The sequence below is a fragment of the Pseudomonas sp. HLMP genome (assembly GCF_046365545.1).
GTDB classification, from domain to species: Bacteria; Pseudomonadota; Gammaproteobacteria; order Pseudomonadales; family Pseudomonadaceae; genus Aquipseudomonas; species Aquipseudomonas guariconensis_B.
Genome location: NZ_JBDLLR010000001.1, coordinates 3,922,487 through 3,935,262, shown reverse-complemented (window position 1 = coordinate 3,935,262; position 12,776 = coordinate 3,922,487). Strand labels below are relative to the sequence as shown.

Below are 12,776 nucleotides of genomic sequence, written 5' to 3'. Positions count from 1 at the left end.
TGCGCGCGATCAGATCGCGCCGGCTTCGCGCAGCCGGGCGATGGCCGTGGCATCGTAGCCCAGGGTGCCGAGCACGGATTCGTTGTGTTCGCCCAGGCCCGGCCCCACCCATTCGCTGGAGCCTGGGGTGTCGGAGAGCTTGGGCACGATGCCTGGCATCCTGAACGGCTTGCCGTCCGGCAGGCGGGCCTGGAGGAACATCTCGCGGGCCAGGAACTGCGGGTCGCTGAACATGTCCTCGGCCGAATAGATACGGCTGGCGGGCACCTGGGCATCGTTGAGCACTTGCATTACCTGGGCCAGTGGCAGGCCGTTGGCCCAGCGGTCGATCACCCCATAGAGCTCGTCGCGGCGCAGGTCGCGGCCATCGTTGGTGGCCAGGCCAGGGTCGTTGGCCAGGTCGTCGCGGCCGATGGCCTGCATGAAGCGCTTGAAGATGGCATCGCCGTTGGCGCCGATCTGCACGTGCCGGCCATCGGCGGTGGTGTGGATGGAGGAGGGGGTGATCCCCGGCATGATGTTGCCGGTGCGCTCGCGAATGAAGCCGAACACGTCGAACTCCGGGACCATGCTTTCCATCATGGCGAAGATGGCTTCGTAGAGCGCGACGTCCACCACCTGCCCCTGGCCGCCGTTGACTTCGCGATGGCGCAAGGCCATCAATGCGCCGATCACGCCCCACAGGGCGGCGATCGAGTCGCCGATGGAAATCCCGGTACGCACCGGCGGGCGGTCCTCGAAGCCGGTGATGTAGCGCAGGCCGCCCATGGATTCGCCGACCGCGCCGAAACCGGGCTGGTCCTTCATCGGGCCGGTCTGGCCGAAGCCTGACAGGCGCACCATGACCAGGCGCGGGTTGAGGGCGTGCAGCACGTCCCAGCCAAGGCCAAGCTTTTCCAGCACGCCGGGGCGGAAGTTCTCGATCAGGATGTCGGCCTCGGCCAGCAGGCGCTTGAGGATCTCGCGGCCTTCGGGGTGCTTGAGGTTGAGGGTCAGCGATTGCTTGTTGCGCGCCTGGACGAACCACCACAGCGAGGTGCCCTCGTACAGCTTGCGCCACTTGCGCAGCGGGTCGCCGCCATCGGGCGACTCGACCTTGATCACCTCGGCGCCGAATTCGGCGCAGATGCGGGAAGCGAAGGGGCCGGCGATGAGGGTGCCGAGCTCGATGACTTTCAGGCCGGCGAGGGGTTTGCTGGGCGTGGGCATGGGGCGTCCGTGGCGATGGGTTTGGCCCTTGGTTGTATCACAGGTGGTGCATGGCAGGTACTGCCAGGGTGGGGCTGCCTTGCTGGCGATGGGGCGCGAAGCGGCCCTGAATGGACGCCGAATGTCTTGCCAGGCCCAGCATTGGGACAAGCCCGCGAAGAAGGCCGTCAGCGCCCCGCGACTGTCCACGATCGGTTAGACTGTGCAACTTTTCTTTGCAAGAAGCCCGTCGCCATGGCCCAGCCGTCCACCACCTACAAATTCGAACTGAACCTGACCGATCTCGACCGCGGCGTGTACGAAAACGTCAGGCAGACCATCGCCCGTCACCCCTCGGAGACCGAGGAACGCCTGGCCGTACGGCTGCTGGCCTACGCGCTCTGGTACAACGAGAACCTGGCGTTTGGCCGTGGCCTGTCGGATGTGGATGAAGCAGCTCTGTGGGAAAAGAGCCTGGATGACCGTGTCCTGCACTGGATCGAGGTCGGCCAGCCGGATGCCGAGCGCCTGACCTGGTGCTCGCGTCGCACCGAGCGCACCAGCCTGCTGGCCTACGGCAGCCTGCGGGTGTGGCAGAACAAGGTGGTGGATGCGGTCAAGGGCCTGAAGAACCTCAGCATCGCCGCCGTGCCCCAGGAGGTGCTGGAGACCCTGGCCACGGACATGCCCCGCTCGATCAAGTGGGACGTGATGATCAGCGAAGGCACGGTATACGTCACCGACGACCGCGGCCAGCACGAAGTGCAGCTGGAGTGGCTGCTCGGTGAGCGTGGCTGACCTGTTCCCTACCTGACTGCCGAAGATCCCATGCGTATCGAACCTCGCCCCCTGCCGCCGAGCCTGCCGTTCCTGGGCAACCTGCCTCCCTTGTTGACCCGCCTGTATGCCGCCCGTGGCGTGCAGTCCGAAGCCGAGCTGGACAAGCGCCTGGCACGCCTGCTGCCCTTCCAGCAGCTCAAGGGCATCGACGCTGCGGTGCAGTTGCTGGTCGAAGCCCTCGACCAGCGCCAGCGTATCCTCATCGTCGGTGACTTCGATGCCGATGGCGCCACCGCCAGTACGGTCGGCGTACTCGGCCTGCGCCTGCTGGGCGCGGCCCAGGTCGACTACCTGGTGCCCAACCGCTTCGAGTACGGCTATGGCCTGACCCCGGAGATCGTCCAGGTGGCCTTGCAGCGCGAGCCGCAGTTGCTGATCACCGTCGACAACGGCATCTCCAGTGTGGAGGGGGTGGCCGCAGCCAAGGCCGCCGGGCTCAAGGTGCTGGTCACCGACCACCACCTGCCCGGCGAGCAGTTGCCGCAGGCCGACGCCATCGTCAACCCGAACCAGCCGGGGTGCGATTTCCCGAGCAAGGCCCTGGCCGGGGTCGGGGTGATCTTCTACGTGCTCATGGCGCTGCGCGCGCGCCTGCGCGATCTGGGGCGCTACGACAACCAGCCGCAGCCGAACATCGGCGAGCTGCTCGACCTGGTGGCGCTGGGCAGCGTGGCCGACGTGGTGCCGCTGGATGCCAACAACCGCATCCTGGTCCACCAGGGCCTGGAGCGTATCCGCGCCGGCCGTGCCCGGCCCGGGATCAAGGCGATCCTCGAGGTGGCGCGGCGTGACCATCGGCGCATCACCTCCACCGACCTGGGCTTCATCCTCGGCCCGCGACTGAACGCCGCCGGGCGCCTGGACGACATGAGCCTGGGTATCGAATGCCTGCTCAGCGATGACCCGGCCCAGGCCCTGGACATGGCACGCGAGCTGGATGCCTTGAACCAGGACCGCAAGTCCATCGAACAGGGCATGCAGCGCGAGGCGTTGGCCCAGCTCAAGGACCTGCCGGTAGAGTCCATGCCCTATGGCCTGTGCCTGTTCGATGCGGACTGGCACCAGGGGGTGATCGGCATCCTCGCCTCGCGCCTGAAGGAGCGCTACCACCGCCCGACCATCGCTTTCGCCGATGCCGGGGAGGGCATGCTCAAGGGCTCGGCGCGCTCGGTGCCGGGTTTTCACATCCGCGATGCGCTGGATGCGGTGGCGGCGCGCCATCCGCAGTTGATCAGCAAGTTTGGCGGGCATGCCATGGCCGCCGGCCTGTCGCTGCCAGCGGACAACTTCCCGGCTTTCGCCCAGGCCTTCGACGAAGAGGTGCGCCGCCAACTGCGCGAGGAGGACCTGACCGGGCGCTTGCTGTCCGACGGTACCCTGGCAGTGGAGGAGTTCCACCTGGACCTGGCGCGTGCCCTGCGCCATGCCGGGCCCTGGGGGCAGCACTTTCCCGAGCCGCTGTTCCACGGCGTGTTCCAGTTGGTCGAGCAACGGGTGGTGGGCGAGCGGCACTTGAAGGTGGTGCTCAAGAGCGAGTGTGGCTCGGTGCGGCTGGACGGCATTGCCTTCGGCATCGACCGCGAGGTGTGGCCGAACCCGACCGTGCGCTGGGTCGAGTTGGCCTACAAGCTGGATGTGAACGAGTTCCGTGGCAATGAAAGCGTACAGTTGATGATTGCCCACATGGAGCCGCGCTGACGGCAATTTTTGCGGGAACGGCGGTTTTGCGAAAGTGCTCTATGCACAACCGGTACGATTCGATGTCGAGCCACGAGCCAAAGCGATGGCGTGCGATGCGGCCGGGCGGGCGGCGCTCGATCCCAACATCCCACGGAACCACTCCCCCACCCAATCTGGTCTAGTCTGAAGATTGACCGGACCCGGGCCAGGGACGTGCAATTGAGTGTCCGGGCCGGATCACCATTGGAGTCCTTGGGAGGTGCCCTCATGAGCCTGCTGCTCGAGCCTTACACCCTGCGTCAGCTGACCCTGCCCAACCGCATCGCCGTTTCCCCCATGTGCCAGTATTCCGCCGTCGACGGCCTGGCCAACGACTGGCACCTGGTGCACCTAGGCAGCCGTGCCGTTGGTGGCGCAGGCCTGGTGTTCACCGAGGCCACTGCCGTGACCGCGCAGGGGCGCATCAGTGCCGAGGACCTGGGCCTGTGGAACGATGCACAGATCCCGCCGTTGCAGCGCATCACCCGCTTCATCACCGCTCAGGGCGCCGTGCCGGGCATCCAGCTGGCCCATGCCGGGCGCAAGGCCAGCACCTACCGGCCTTGGCTGGGCAAGCATGGCAGCGTCAGCGTGGAGGAGGGCGGCTGGCAGCCGGTCGGCCCGTCGAGGATCGCCTTCGATCCGGAACACACCGTACCCCATGAACTGACCGAGGATGAGATCGGCGGTATCGTCCAGGCATTCGCCGATGCTGCCCGCCGCGCCTTGAGCGCAGGCTTCAAGGTGGCCGAAGTGCATGCCGCCCATGGTTACCTGCTGCACCAGTTCCTCTCGCCGCTGAGCAACCAGCGCCGAGACCGCTATGGCAGTTGCTTCGAGAACCGCATCCGCCTGACCCTGGAGGTGACCGAGGCGGTGCGCAAGGTCTGGCCACAGGAGTTGCCGTTGTTCGTGCGGGTATCGGCCACCGATTGGGTCGAGGATGGCTGGAATCCGGACGAAACCGTCGAACTGGCCCGGCGCCTGCGGGCGATCGGGGTGGACCTGATCGACGTTTCCTCCGGCGGCACCTCGGTCAATGCCGAGATCCCTACCGGCCCTGGCTACCAGACCCGTTTTGCCGAGCGGGTACGCAAGGAGTCGGAGATCGCTACCGGCACTGTCGGCATGATCACCGAACCGGCCCAGGCCGAGCATATTCTGCGCACCGGGCAGGCCGACATCATCTTCCTGGCCCGCGAGCTGCTGCGTGACCCGTACTGGCCGTTGCACGCCGACGATGACCTGGGCGGCAACAAGGCGACGTGGCCGGCGCAATACCAGCGGGCCACCAGCCGGGCGAACCCGATCCACGAGTCAGACCTGCGGGAATAGTATCGGCGCCTTTGTGGGCAAGCCCCAATGCCGGGTGACACTGGGGCTGCTTGGCAGCCCCAGGCTCAATGCCTGATCATCACATGCCGCACGCAGGTGTAGTCCTCCAGCCCATACATGGACATGTCCTTGCCATACCCCGAGTGTTTCTGCCCGCCATGGGGCATTTCGCTGACCAGCATGAAGTGGGTATTGACCCAGGTGCAGCCGTACTGCAGGCGTGCCGCCAGGCGGTGGGCGCGGCCGGTGTCGCGGGTCCATACCGATGAGGCCAGGCCATAGTCCGAGTCGTTGGCCCACTCCAGGGCCTGGGCTTCATCGTTGAAGCGCGTCACCGAGACCACCGGGCCGAACACTTCGTGGCGGACGATCTCGTCATCCTGCAGCGCATCGGCCAGTACCGTCGGCTCGAAGTAGAACCCCTCGCCCGGCAGGGCTTTGCCGCCGGTCACCAGGCGGATGTGGGGTTGGGCGATGGCCCGCTGCACCAGGCCGGCGACCTTGTCGCGGTGCTGGGCGCTGATCAACGGCCCCAGCTCGGTCTCGGGATCGTCCTGCAGGCCAGGCCTGAGGCTGGCCACCGCCTCGCCCAGGCGTTCGACGAAACGCTCGTAGATACCGTCCTGCACATACAGGCGGCAGGCGGCGGTGCAGTCCTGGCCGGCATTGTAGAAACCGAAGGTGCGGATACCCTCGATGGCGGCGTCCAGGTCGGCGTCGTCGAACACCAGCACCGGCGCCTTGCCGCCGAGCTCCATGTGCAGGCGCTTCACGCTGCTGGCCGTGGCGCCGATGATGTGCGCGCCGGTGGGGATCGAGCCGGTCAGCGAGACCATGCGTACCTTGGGATGGGTGACCAGCGGTGTGCCCACGGTCGGGCCGCGACCGAACAGGATGTTGAGCACACCTGGCGGCAGGATGTCCTTGGCCAATTCTGCCAGGCGCAGGGCGGTCAGGGGCGTCAGCTCCGAAGGCTTGAGCACCACGGTGTTGCCTGCCGCCAGGGCAGGGGCGACCTTCCAGGCGAGCATCATCAACGGGTAGTTCCACGGCGCGATGGAGGCGACCACCCCCAGCGGGTCGCGACGGATCATCGAGGTGTGCCCCGGCAGGTACTCGCCAGCCGCCGAGCCGCCCAGGCAACGGGCTGCGCCGGCGAAGTAGCGGAAGACGTCGACGATGGCCGGTAACTCGTCGCCGAGCACCGCGGCGAAAGGCTTGCCGCAGTTCTGCGACTCCAGCCGGGCCAGTTCCTCGGCATGCCGTTCGAGGGTATCGGCCAGCGCCAGCAAGGCCAGGGAGCGGTCCTTGGGGCTGGTCTGCGACCAGTTGTCGAACGCCTGGTCGGCGGCACGCACGGCGGCGTCGACCTGGGCTTCGGTCGCTTCGCCGATCTGCGCCAGGGCGCTGCCCAGGGCCGGGTTCAGCACGGTCCAGGTGGGGCCTTCGCCGGCCACCAGGCGACCGTTGATCAGCATTTGGGTATGCATGCGTCCATCCTCCGTAGGGGGTTTGCGCGCGACGACCACCCACGTGGGCGCGGCACGACCGTGATCCACCAGACTAGAAGCTGGTGCCGCCGGCGACAAATGACACATCGAGCAACATTCGGATGCAAATGCGTTAAGCGAGGATTCAGCCTCCGGGCCTACTCTGGGGTTTTCCTTTCCCCAGGAGGTAACGCCAGATGAACACCCGTGGCCTGCTCGACCAACTGCTCAAGTCCGGACAGACGCTGTTGCAGAACCAGCAAGGCAAGGGCGGGGCGGGCAAGGTGCCTGGCCTTGGCGACCTGCTCGGCGGCCAGGCGGGCAAGGGCGGTGGCCTTGGCAGCCTGCTCTCGGGCGCCGGCGGCGGTGCCCTGGCAGCCGGTGCCATGGGCTTGCTGCTGGGCAACAAGAAGGCGCGCAAGTACGGCGGCAAGGTGCTGACCTACGGAGGCCTGGCCGCCCTCGGCGTGCTGGCCTACAAGGCCTACGGCAACTGGCAGGCGCGCCAGGGCGAAGGCCAGCCCCAGGAACCCCGGACCCTCGATCGCCTGCCGCCGGCCCAGGCCGAGCAGCATAGCCAGGCGGTCCTGCGTGCCCTGGTGGCGGCCGCCAAGTCCGATGGCCACATCGACGAGCGCGAACGTGCCTTGATCGAGGGCGAATTCGTCAGGCTCGACGACGATCGCGAGCTGCAGCACTGGCTGCACGCCGAGCTGAACAAGCCGCTGGACCCGGCCGAGGTGGCCAGTGCCGCGCAGACGCCGGAGATGGCTGCCGAGATGTACCTGGCCAGCGTGATGATGGTCGACCAGGAGAACTTCATGGAGCGTGCCTACCTGGACGAACTGGCACGCCAGCTGCGCCTGGAGCCGACCCTGCGCCAGGAGCTGGAGGAGCAGGTCAGGCTTGCCGCCGGGCAGTGATGCTGTGATAGAGGGCTTGCCTAATGCCAGTCGGTTAAGCGGCATTGGGGCCGCTTCGCGCCCCATCGCCGGCAAGCCGGCCACAGGGGCACTGGTGCTCACACATGGGGTGCCATGTAGAGAACCGTGTGGTGGGCTTGCCGGCGATGGGCTGCAAGGCAGCCCCAAGCCCAGCCCGATCAGGCCTTGAGCGCCTTCTTCGGGTAGATGTCATACCGGCTCGATTTCCCCTCCAGGCTATGGCTAGGCTTGGGCCCCTCGATAATGGGGGCCTTGCGCGGCCGCTTGACCACCACCCGGTGCGAAGCCAACGCCAGCGCTGCCTCGAGCAACGCCGGCGCATCCAGGTCATCGCCGACCAGCGGCCGAAACACGCGCATTTCCTTCTTCACCAGGGCGCTCTTGTCCCGATGCGGGAACATCGGGTCGAGGTAGATGACCTGGGGTGGCTCGCCCTCCCAGCCACGCATGCGCTCGATGGCGTTGCCCGTGAGCAGGCGCATGCGCCCGACGATCGCCGCCACGTCCTCGTCGTCCCGGGCCCGTGCCAGGCCATCCTCGAGCAACGCGGCGATCAGCGGCTGGCGTTCGATCAGGGTCATCTGGCAACCGAGGCTGGCCAGGACGAACGCATCCTTGCCCAGCCCCGCCGTGGCATCCAGCACCTGCGGCCGTATGCCCTGGGCGATGCCCACGGCCTTGGCGATCATTTGCCCGTTGCCACCGCCATAGAGGCGCCGGTGGGCTGCCTGGCCCTCGACGAAGTCCACCCGCACCGGCCCCGGCGCCTGCGGCCCCAGTTGCTGGATCTGCAGGCCATTGGCACCGACCTGCACGGCGAAACCCGCCGTATCGTCCGCAAGCGGCAGGCCCAGGCGCTCGGCCCATGCCACGGCCTGCGCCTGGAATTCAGCCGACAACGCCTCGACCCTGATACCTGTGCCTTGCTCTTGCTCTACCATCCGTACCCGCATCCGAAAAAATTAATGAAACCCCGGCCACGGCCGATATACGCAGTACTCGCTATTCTGCCAGAGCACAACGCGCGCGACTGCCATGTCAGAAACCCTTCCCATCGGCTTGACCTATCTGTCGCCCGTCGGCAACTACGGTCGGCAGAACACCCAGGCACTCGGGGGCGTCAGCCACCTGTGGCAGGATTTTTTCGCCCGCGCCCTGGCCGAGCAGCAAGGGCAGGAGGCAGACCCCGCCCGCCAGGCCCTGGAGCAGTACGACGAGCGAAGCGGTGAGCCGATCGGTGGCGTGCAGGCCCTGGCGCAGATCCGCCTCCAGCGCGCATGCGACGTGCAGGACAGGGAGGTCAAGCCGCCCGAGCCGCTGTTCCTGCCCAAGGCCGAATTCGAACCGCAACTGCTGGAAAAGGCCCCCGAGCCCTTCAGCACCGCCGAGCTGATCGAGCAGCAGCGTCAGCTCGACCTGAACAACAGCTGGCTGCGCCCGGTAGTCATGAGCCAGGGCCATCCCCTCCCAGAGCCTGGGCCGGCGCCGTCGCCACGCCCGCTGTTCCTGCCCATCGCCGAATTCGAGATGGAACTGCTGGACAAGGCCCCGGAACCCTACGACGAAACCACCCTGGCCCAGCAGCAGAACGACCTGGCGTTCGACACCCACTGGGCGCGCCCGGTGGTGCTGAACAACGTCCGCCTGCACGCCTGAGTTCAGCGGCAGACCTGCCAGAACCCCATGTCCAGGTGAAAATGGTTATGGTGCGCGGCGTTGTAGTCGGGCCCCAGCACCGTGTTGAAGCTGTCGCAGGCAGCGTCCCGCACCTGGCGTAGAAACGCTGCCTTCTGCCCGTCCCCCTGCCAGTCGCGCGCCAGCACGATGCGCTGGCCATCGCCCAGGCGAAAGCCGCTGATGTCCAGAGCATCGGCCGTGGCATGCTGGCTCAGGCGCCCCTGCTGGCGGTGATAGACGTTGCGACAGGCGAAGCTGCCCAGGTGATCCACCTGCACCACGGGTTGGCCGAACACCCGTTGCGCCGCAGGTTGCAAGCCATGGGTCTCGAACAGCGCATAAGCCACCGCCAACGGGCAGGAGGCCAGGAAACTACTGCTCAGCCGCGCCTGGCCGCCTTCGATGCGCAAGACATTTTGCAACGGACAGGAGGCCGTCGCCGGGCTGTCCGCCTGTGGGCGATAGCGCAGGGCAGAGGTCGCCAGCACCTGGCGGCACAAGCCGGGATCGTCGCGCAGGCGCGATAGCTTGTAGGGCGTCAGCAGGTTCGGCGGCTGGCGCACGTCCAGCGCTGCCCAAGGGTTCCATGCCGCAGGCGGCCGCCAGCCGAGGTACCAGGCCAGGCCCGCTGCCAACAGCAGGCCGCCCAGCAGTACCGGCGCTGCGCGCATGCGGCCTCAGCGGCGGAACAGGTCGTTGAGCTGGGCGAACGGCAGCGCCTGCTCGCCATAGCCGAAGGTGCCCTGGTCGCGAATCTCCATTGCCGCCTGCCGCAATGCCCCCAATGCCGCCCGAGCCAGCGACGAACCGACGCTGACACGCCGCACGCCCAGGTCCTGCAACTGGTTCACGCCCAGTGGCACCCCGGGCATGCCCATCAGTACGTTCACCGGCTTTGGCGCCACCGCCTGGACCACCGCCCGGATCTCGTCGACGCTGCGCAGCCCCGGTGCATACAGCACGTCAGCGCCTGCCTCGGCATAGGCCTGCAGGCGCCGGATGGTGTCGTCCAGGTCCAGGCACCCATGCAGCAGGTTCTCGGCACGGGCACAGAGGGTGAAGGGGAAGGGGAGCTCGCGCGCGGCCTGCACTGCGGCGCGTACCCGCTCGACCGCCAGGGCGAAGTCGTAGATCGGCGTATCGCTGCGCCCCGTGGCATCTTCGATCGAGCCGCCCACCAGGCCGGCCTCGGCAGCACGGGCGATGGCCAGGGCGCAGTCCTGCGGCAGGTCGCCGAAGCCATTTTCCAGGTCGGCGGCCACTGGCAGCGCAGTGGCGTCGACGATCGCCCTGGCGTTCTCCAGGGTTTCGTCCAGGGTCAGGGCGCCTTCCGCATCCGGTCGCCCCAGGCTGAACGCCAGGCCCGCGCTGGTGGTGGCGAGTGCTTCGAAGCCCAGGCTGGCCAGCAGCCGCGCAGAGCCTGCGTCCCATGGGTTGGGAATGACGAAGGTGCCTTCACGTTCGTGCAGTGCCTTGAAGGCTTCGGCTCGCAGGGTTTGCACATCCATGGTCATAACCTCCGGCAGATGAAGGAGTCGTCAGAGTAGCCCCAGTTGTTCGACCTCTGGAGCGCGCGGCAATTCCGGCAGCGGGGCAAGGCCAGGCAGGCGCGCCATCAGGCGCTGGTGAAAACGCTGGGCGAGGGCGGCGGCCAGGCGGTTGTCGGCGGTGTGCAGGAACACGTAGGGGCTGCGCCCTTCCTCGATCCAGGCAGCGACTTTTTCCACCCAGGGGGTAAGGAAGCTTTCGTTGGCCTCCAGCTCCGGATGGCCGATGAAGCGCACTTGGGGAGACTGGCTGAACGCCGCAGGGCGCGGCGGTACCCGTGGTTTCTTGGCTTGCGCATGCAACACGCCCGGCTCGCGCGAGGCGCAGCTGAACAGCGCACGCGGATCCAGGCAGATGCGCTCCACACTCCGTTCGTGCAGCAGGCGATTGAGCTGGCGCTCCTCCTCGCCACGGGCGAAGAAGGCGCCATGGCGCACTTCGACGGCCATCGGCTTGCCGATCCGGTCGAGAAAGTGGGTCAGTTCGGCGAGGCGCGATGGGCCGAACAGCGCCGGTAACTGCAGCCAGTAGGGTGAAACGCGCTCGCCCAGCGGTGCCAGCAGGCGGGTGAAGTCGATCGCCGACTCCAGCTGTTCGCCCAGGTCCCCCGCATGGCTGACATCACCCGGAAACTTGGCGGTGAAGCGAAAGTGTGCCGGCATGACCTGGGCCCAGCGTTGCACCGTGGCAGGGGCAGGGCGGGCATAGAAGGTGGTGTTGCCTTCGACGGCATTGAAGACCTGGCTGTACAGGCCGAGGTATTCGGTGGGACGGGCATCGGCGGGGTAGAGGTAGTCGCGCCAGGCGTTTTCGCTCCAGGAGGGACAACCGAGGAAATAAGGCAGAGGCGATGGATTCATGCCTCAAATGTACAGGTCCAGCCCCTCTACTTCCATCTCCCAGTCGGTGAAGCCGGCCGTGGCCAGGTAACTGGCCACGGCGGTGGCGGAGCGCCGGTCACGGGCACGCGGGAAGATCATGTCCTGCTGGCGCGCCGGCAGGCCGCCCGGGCGGCGATTGACGCGGTTCGGCTGGGAGGCTTCGGCTTCGTCGAGCAGCTCGGCGTCCTCGATCGACTCGTCGCGCACAGGGGCCTGGCGCGGCGGGCGCCGGATCGGGTAGGACTGCGAGGAGAAGCCGTCGATACGCATGAATGGGCACTCAGGGTCAGTGATGGCAATTTAGCAGCATCAGAGATCCGTCGCTAATGCCCGATTGATAACTGGACCACAGTTCGCGCAAAAGGTTTTATCGTCATCGGCGATAGCCGACGAACAGCGCTCAACGCGCCTTGGGCGTGGCTACATTATCGCGCAGGTAGACCGGCTGCGCCTGCTCGGCGCTGATCGCCTCGCCACGGGCCCAGGCAAAACCGGCCAGGCCGAGGATGTCCAGGGCATTGGGCAGCAGGCTGGCGTCGCTGGCATTCACCGCGGCGCCCAGCCGTTCGGCGTAGCCCCAGCCGCTCCCGGCGCCGAACCACTGGCCGCTGGCGCCTTGCGGCAACGCCGCCCGCTCCGGCGCCAGTACCGCCTCCTGGCCGACCAGGCGCATCTCGCCGTCGCAGGCCTGGTAGCAGCCCCAATACACCTCGTCCATGCGCGCATCGATGGCTGCGGCCACCTGCTGTGCGCCCCGCTCGCGCAGGGCGCCCTGGGCCAGCGCGGCCAGGTTGGACACCGGCAACACTGGACGCTCGAGGGCGAACGCCAGGCCCTGGACCACGCCGATGGCGATGCGCACGCCGGTGAACGCGCCTGGGCCACGGCCGAAGGCGATGGCGTCCAGGGCGTTGAGGGCCACGCCGGAATCGGCCAGCAACTGCTTGATCATCGGCAGCAGCTTCTGCGCATGCAGCCGTGGGATCACCTCGTAGTGGCTGGTCACCTTGCCGTCATGCAGCAGGGCGACGGAACAGGCTTCGGTGGCGGTATCCAGGGCCAGCAAGGTGGTCATCGAACGGTATTCCAGGCGAGAGGTGAAAGAGCGGCAGTATAAACGACAACGGCCCGCAAGCGGGCCGTCGTGAAGTTGC

Annotated in this window: 13 protein-coding genes; 5 read left to right on the top strand and 8 right to left on the bottom strand. The window is 67.2% G+C overall.

Annotated elements, in window-relative coordinates:
- Positions 1-9 precede the first annotated feature (9 nt).
- A complete protein-coding gene (locus tag ABFA30_RS18160) occupies positions 10-1,209 on the bottom strand; it encodes a CaiB/BaiF CoA transferase family protein (RefSeq protein ID WP_225787285.1) in 1,200 nt (399 codons plus the stop codon).
- Positions 1,210-1,443: 234 nt separating this feature from the next.
- Here ABFA30_RS18160 and ABFA30_RS18155 point away from each other — a divergent pair, with 234 nt between their 5' ends.
- The 3 genes from ABFA30_RS18155 to ABFA30_RS18145 all read left to right on the top strand — a co-directional run bounded on the left by ABFA30_RS18155 (position 1,444) and on the right by ABFA30_RS18145 (position 5,082).
- A complete protein-coding gene (locus ABFA30_RS18155) occupies positions 1,444-1,986 on the top strand; it encodes a YaeQ family protein (RefSeq protein WP_225787286.1) in 543 nt (180 codons plus the stop codon).
- Positions 1,987-2,016: 30 nt separating this feature from the next.
- Positions 2,017-3,726, top strand: coding sequence for a single-stranded-DNA-specific exonuclease RecJ (gene recJ, locus ABFA30_RS18150; protein ID WP_253079923.1), 1,710 nt, complete (start codon positions 2,017-2,019; stop codon positions 3,724-3,726).
- A 249-nt stretch (positions 3,727-3,975) separates the two neighbouring features.
- On the top strand, positions 3,976-5,082 hold the full coding sequence (locus tag ABFA30_RS18145; protein WP_253079924.1) for an NADH:flavin oxidoreductase/NADH oxidase: 1,107 nt from the start codon (positions 3,976-3,978) through the stop codon (positions 5,080-5,082).
- 65 nt (positions 5,083-5,147) lie between these two features.
- On the opposite strand, the gene ABFA30_RS18140 is transcribed toward ABFA30_RS18145, so the two are convergent.
- Positions 5,148-6,572: a gamma-aminobutyraldehyde dehydrogenase gene (locus tag ABFA30_RS18140; RefSeq protein ID WP_225787292.1), complete on the bottom strand. Its 1,425-nt coding sequence runs from the start codon at positions 6,570-6,572 to the stop codon at positions 5,148-5,150.
- Between the two features lie 197 nt (positions 6,573-6,769).
- Between ABFA30_RS18140 and ABFA30_RS18135 the strand changes: the two genes are divergently transcribed.
- Positions 6,770-7,495: a tellurite resistance TerB family protein gene (locus ABFA30_RS18135; RefSeq protein WP_225787293.1), complete on the top strand. Its 726-nt coding sequence runs from the start codon at positions 6,770-6,772 to the stop codon at positions 7,493-7,495.
- A 179-nt stretch (positions 7,496-7,674) separates the two neighbouring features.
- On the opposite strand, the gene ABFA30_RS18130 is transcribed toward ABFA30_RS18135, so the two are convergent.
- Entirely contained in the window at positions 7,675-8,457 is a 783-nt protein-coding gene (locus ABFA30_RS18130; protein WP_225787294.1) for a class I SAM-dependent methyltransferase, read from the bottom strand.
- 94 nt (positions 8,458-8,551) lie between these two features.
- On the opposite strand from ABFA30_RS18130, the gene ABFA30_RS18125 reads away from it, so the two are divergent.
- Positions 8,552-9,172 carry an energy transducer TonB gene (locus tag ABFA30_RS18125; RefSeq protein WP_225787295.1) on the top strand — a complete coding sequence of 207 codons (621 nt, stop codon included), beginning with the start codon at positions 8,552-8,554 and terminating at the stop codon, positions 9,170-9,172.
- Positions 9,173-9,174: 2 nt separating this feature from the next.
- On the opposite strand, the gene ABFA30_RS18120 is transcribed toward ABFA30_RS18125, so the two are convergent.
- From ABFA30_RS18120 to tsaB, 5 genes are all read right to left on the bottom strand, one after another.
- On the bottom strand, positions 9,175-9,864 hold the full coding sequence (locus ABFA30_RS18120; RefSeq protein WP_253090620.1) for an extensin family protein: 690 nt from the start codon (positions 9,862-9,864) through the stop codon (positions 9,175-9,177).
- Positions 9,865-9,870: 6 nt separating this feature from the next.
- Positions 9,871-10,701: an oxaloacetate decarboxylase gene (locus ABFA30_RS18115; protein ID WP_253090621.1), complete on the bottom strand. Its 831-nt coding sequence runs from the start codon at positions 10,699-10,701 to the stop codon at positions 9,871-9,873.
- Positions 10,702-10,731: 30 nt separating this feature from the next.
- Positions 10,732-11,601 (bottom strand): DUF72 domain-containing protein, encoded by an 870-nt coding sequence (locus ABFA30_RS18110; RefSeq protein ID WP_410045769.1) that lies wholly within the window; start codon positions 11,599-11,601, stop codon positions 10,732-10,734.
- Positions 11,602-11,604: 3 nt separating this feature from the next.
- On the bottom strand, positions 11,605-11,892 hold the full coding sequence (locus ABFA30_RS18105) for a hypothetical protein (RefSeq protein ID WP_410045768.1): 288 nt from the start codon (positions 11,890-11,892) through the stop codon (positions 11,605-11,607).
- A 130-nt stretch (positions 11,893-12,022) separates the two neighbouring features.
- The gene (gene tsaB, locus ABFA30_RS18100; protein WP_253079927.1) at positions 12,023-12,697 is read right to left on the bottom strand and encodes a tRNA (adenosine(37)-N6)-threonylcarbamoyltransferase complex dimerization subunit type 1 TsaB; all 675 of its coding nucleotides are present in this window, start codon (positions 12,695-12,697) and stop codon (positions 12,023-12,025) included.
- Positions 12,698-12,776 lie beyond the last annotated feature (79 nt).

Excerpts from the sequence above, each read along its gene's own strand:
- ABFA30_RS18125 (WP_225787295.1), top strand. The coding sequence starts at position 8,552 with ATGTCAGAAACCCTTCCCATCGGCTTGACCTATCTGTCGCCCGTCGGC.
- ABFA30_RS18110 (WP_410045769.1), bottom strand. The coding sequence starts at position 11,601 with ATGAATCCATCGCCTCTGCCTTATTTCCTCGGTTGTCCCTCCTGGAGC.
- tsaB (WP_253079927.1), bottom strand. The coding sequence starts at position 12,697 with ATGACCACCTTGCTGGCCCTGGATACCGCCACCGAAGCCTGTTCCGTC.
- ABFA30_RS18155 (WP_225787286.1), top strand. The coding sequence starts at position 1,444 with ATGGCCCAGCCGTCCACCACCTACAAATTCGAACTGAACCTGACCGAT.
- ABFA30_RS18135 (WP_225787293.1), top strand. The coding sequence starts at position 6,770 with ATGAACACCCGTGGCCTGCTCGACCAACTGCTCAAGTCCGGACAGACG.
- recJ (WP_253079923.1), top strand. The coding sequence starts at position 2,017 with ATGCGTATCGAACCTCGCCCCCTGCCGCCGAGCCTGCCGTTCCTGGGC.
- ABFA30_RS18130 (WP_225787294.1), bottom strand. The coding sequence starts at position 8,457 with ATGGTAGAGCAAGAGCAAGGCACAGGTATCAGGGTCGAGGCGTTGTCG.
- ABFA30_RS18105 (WP_410045768.1), bottom strand. The coding sequence starts at position 11,892 with ATGCGTATCGACGGCTTCTCCTCGCAGTCCTACCCGATCCGGCGCCCG.
- ABFA30_RS18145 (WP_253079924.1), top strand. The coding sequence starts at position 3,976 with ATGAGCCTGCTGCTCGAGCCTTACACCCTGCGTCAGCTGACCCTGCCC.
- ABFA30_RS18140 (WP_225787292.1), bottom strand. The coding sequence starts at position 6,572 with ATGCATACCCAAATGCTGATCAACGGTCGCCTGGTGGCCGGCGAAGGC.
- ABFA30_RS18160 (WP_225787285.1), bottom strand. The coding sequence starts at position 1,209 with ATGCCCACGCCCAGCAAACCCCTCGCCGGCCTGAAAGTCATCGAGCTC.
- ABFA30_RS18115 (WP_253090621.1), bottom strand. The coding sequence starts at position 10,701 with ATGGATGTGCAAACCCTGCGAGCCGAAGCCTTCAAGGCACTGCACGAA.
- ABFA30_RS18120 (WP_253090620.1), bottom strand. The coding sequence starts at position 9,864 with ATGCGCGCAGCGCCGGTACTGCTGGGCGGCCTGCTGTTGGCAGCGGGC.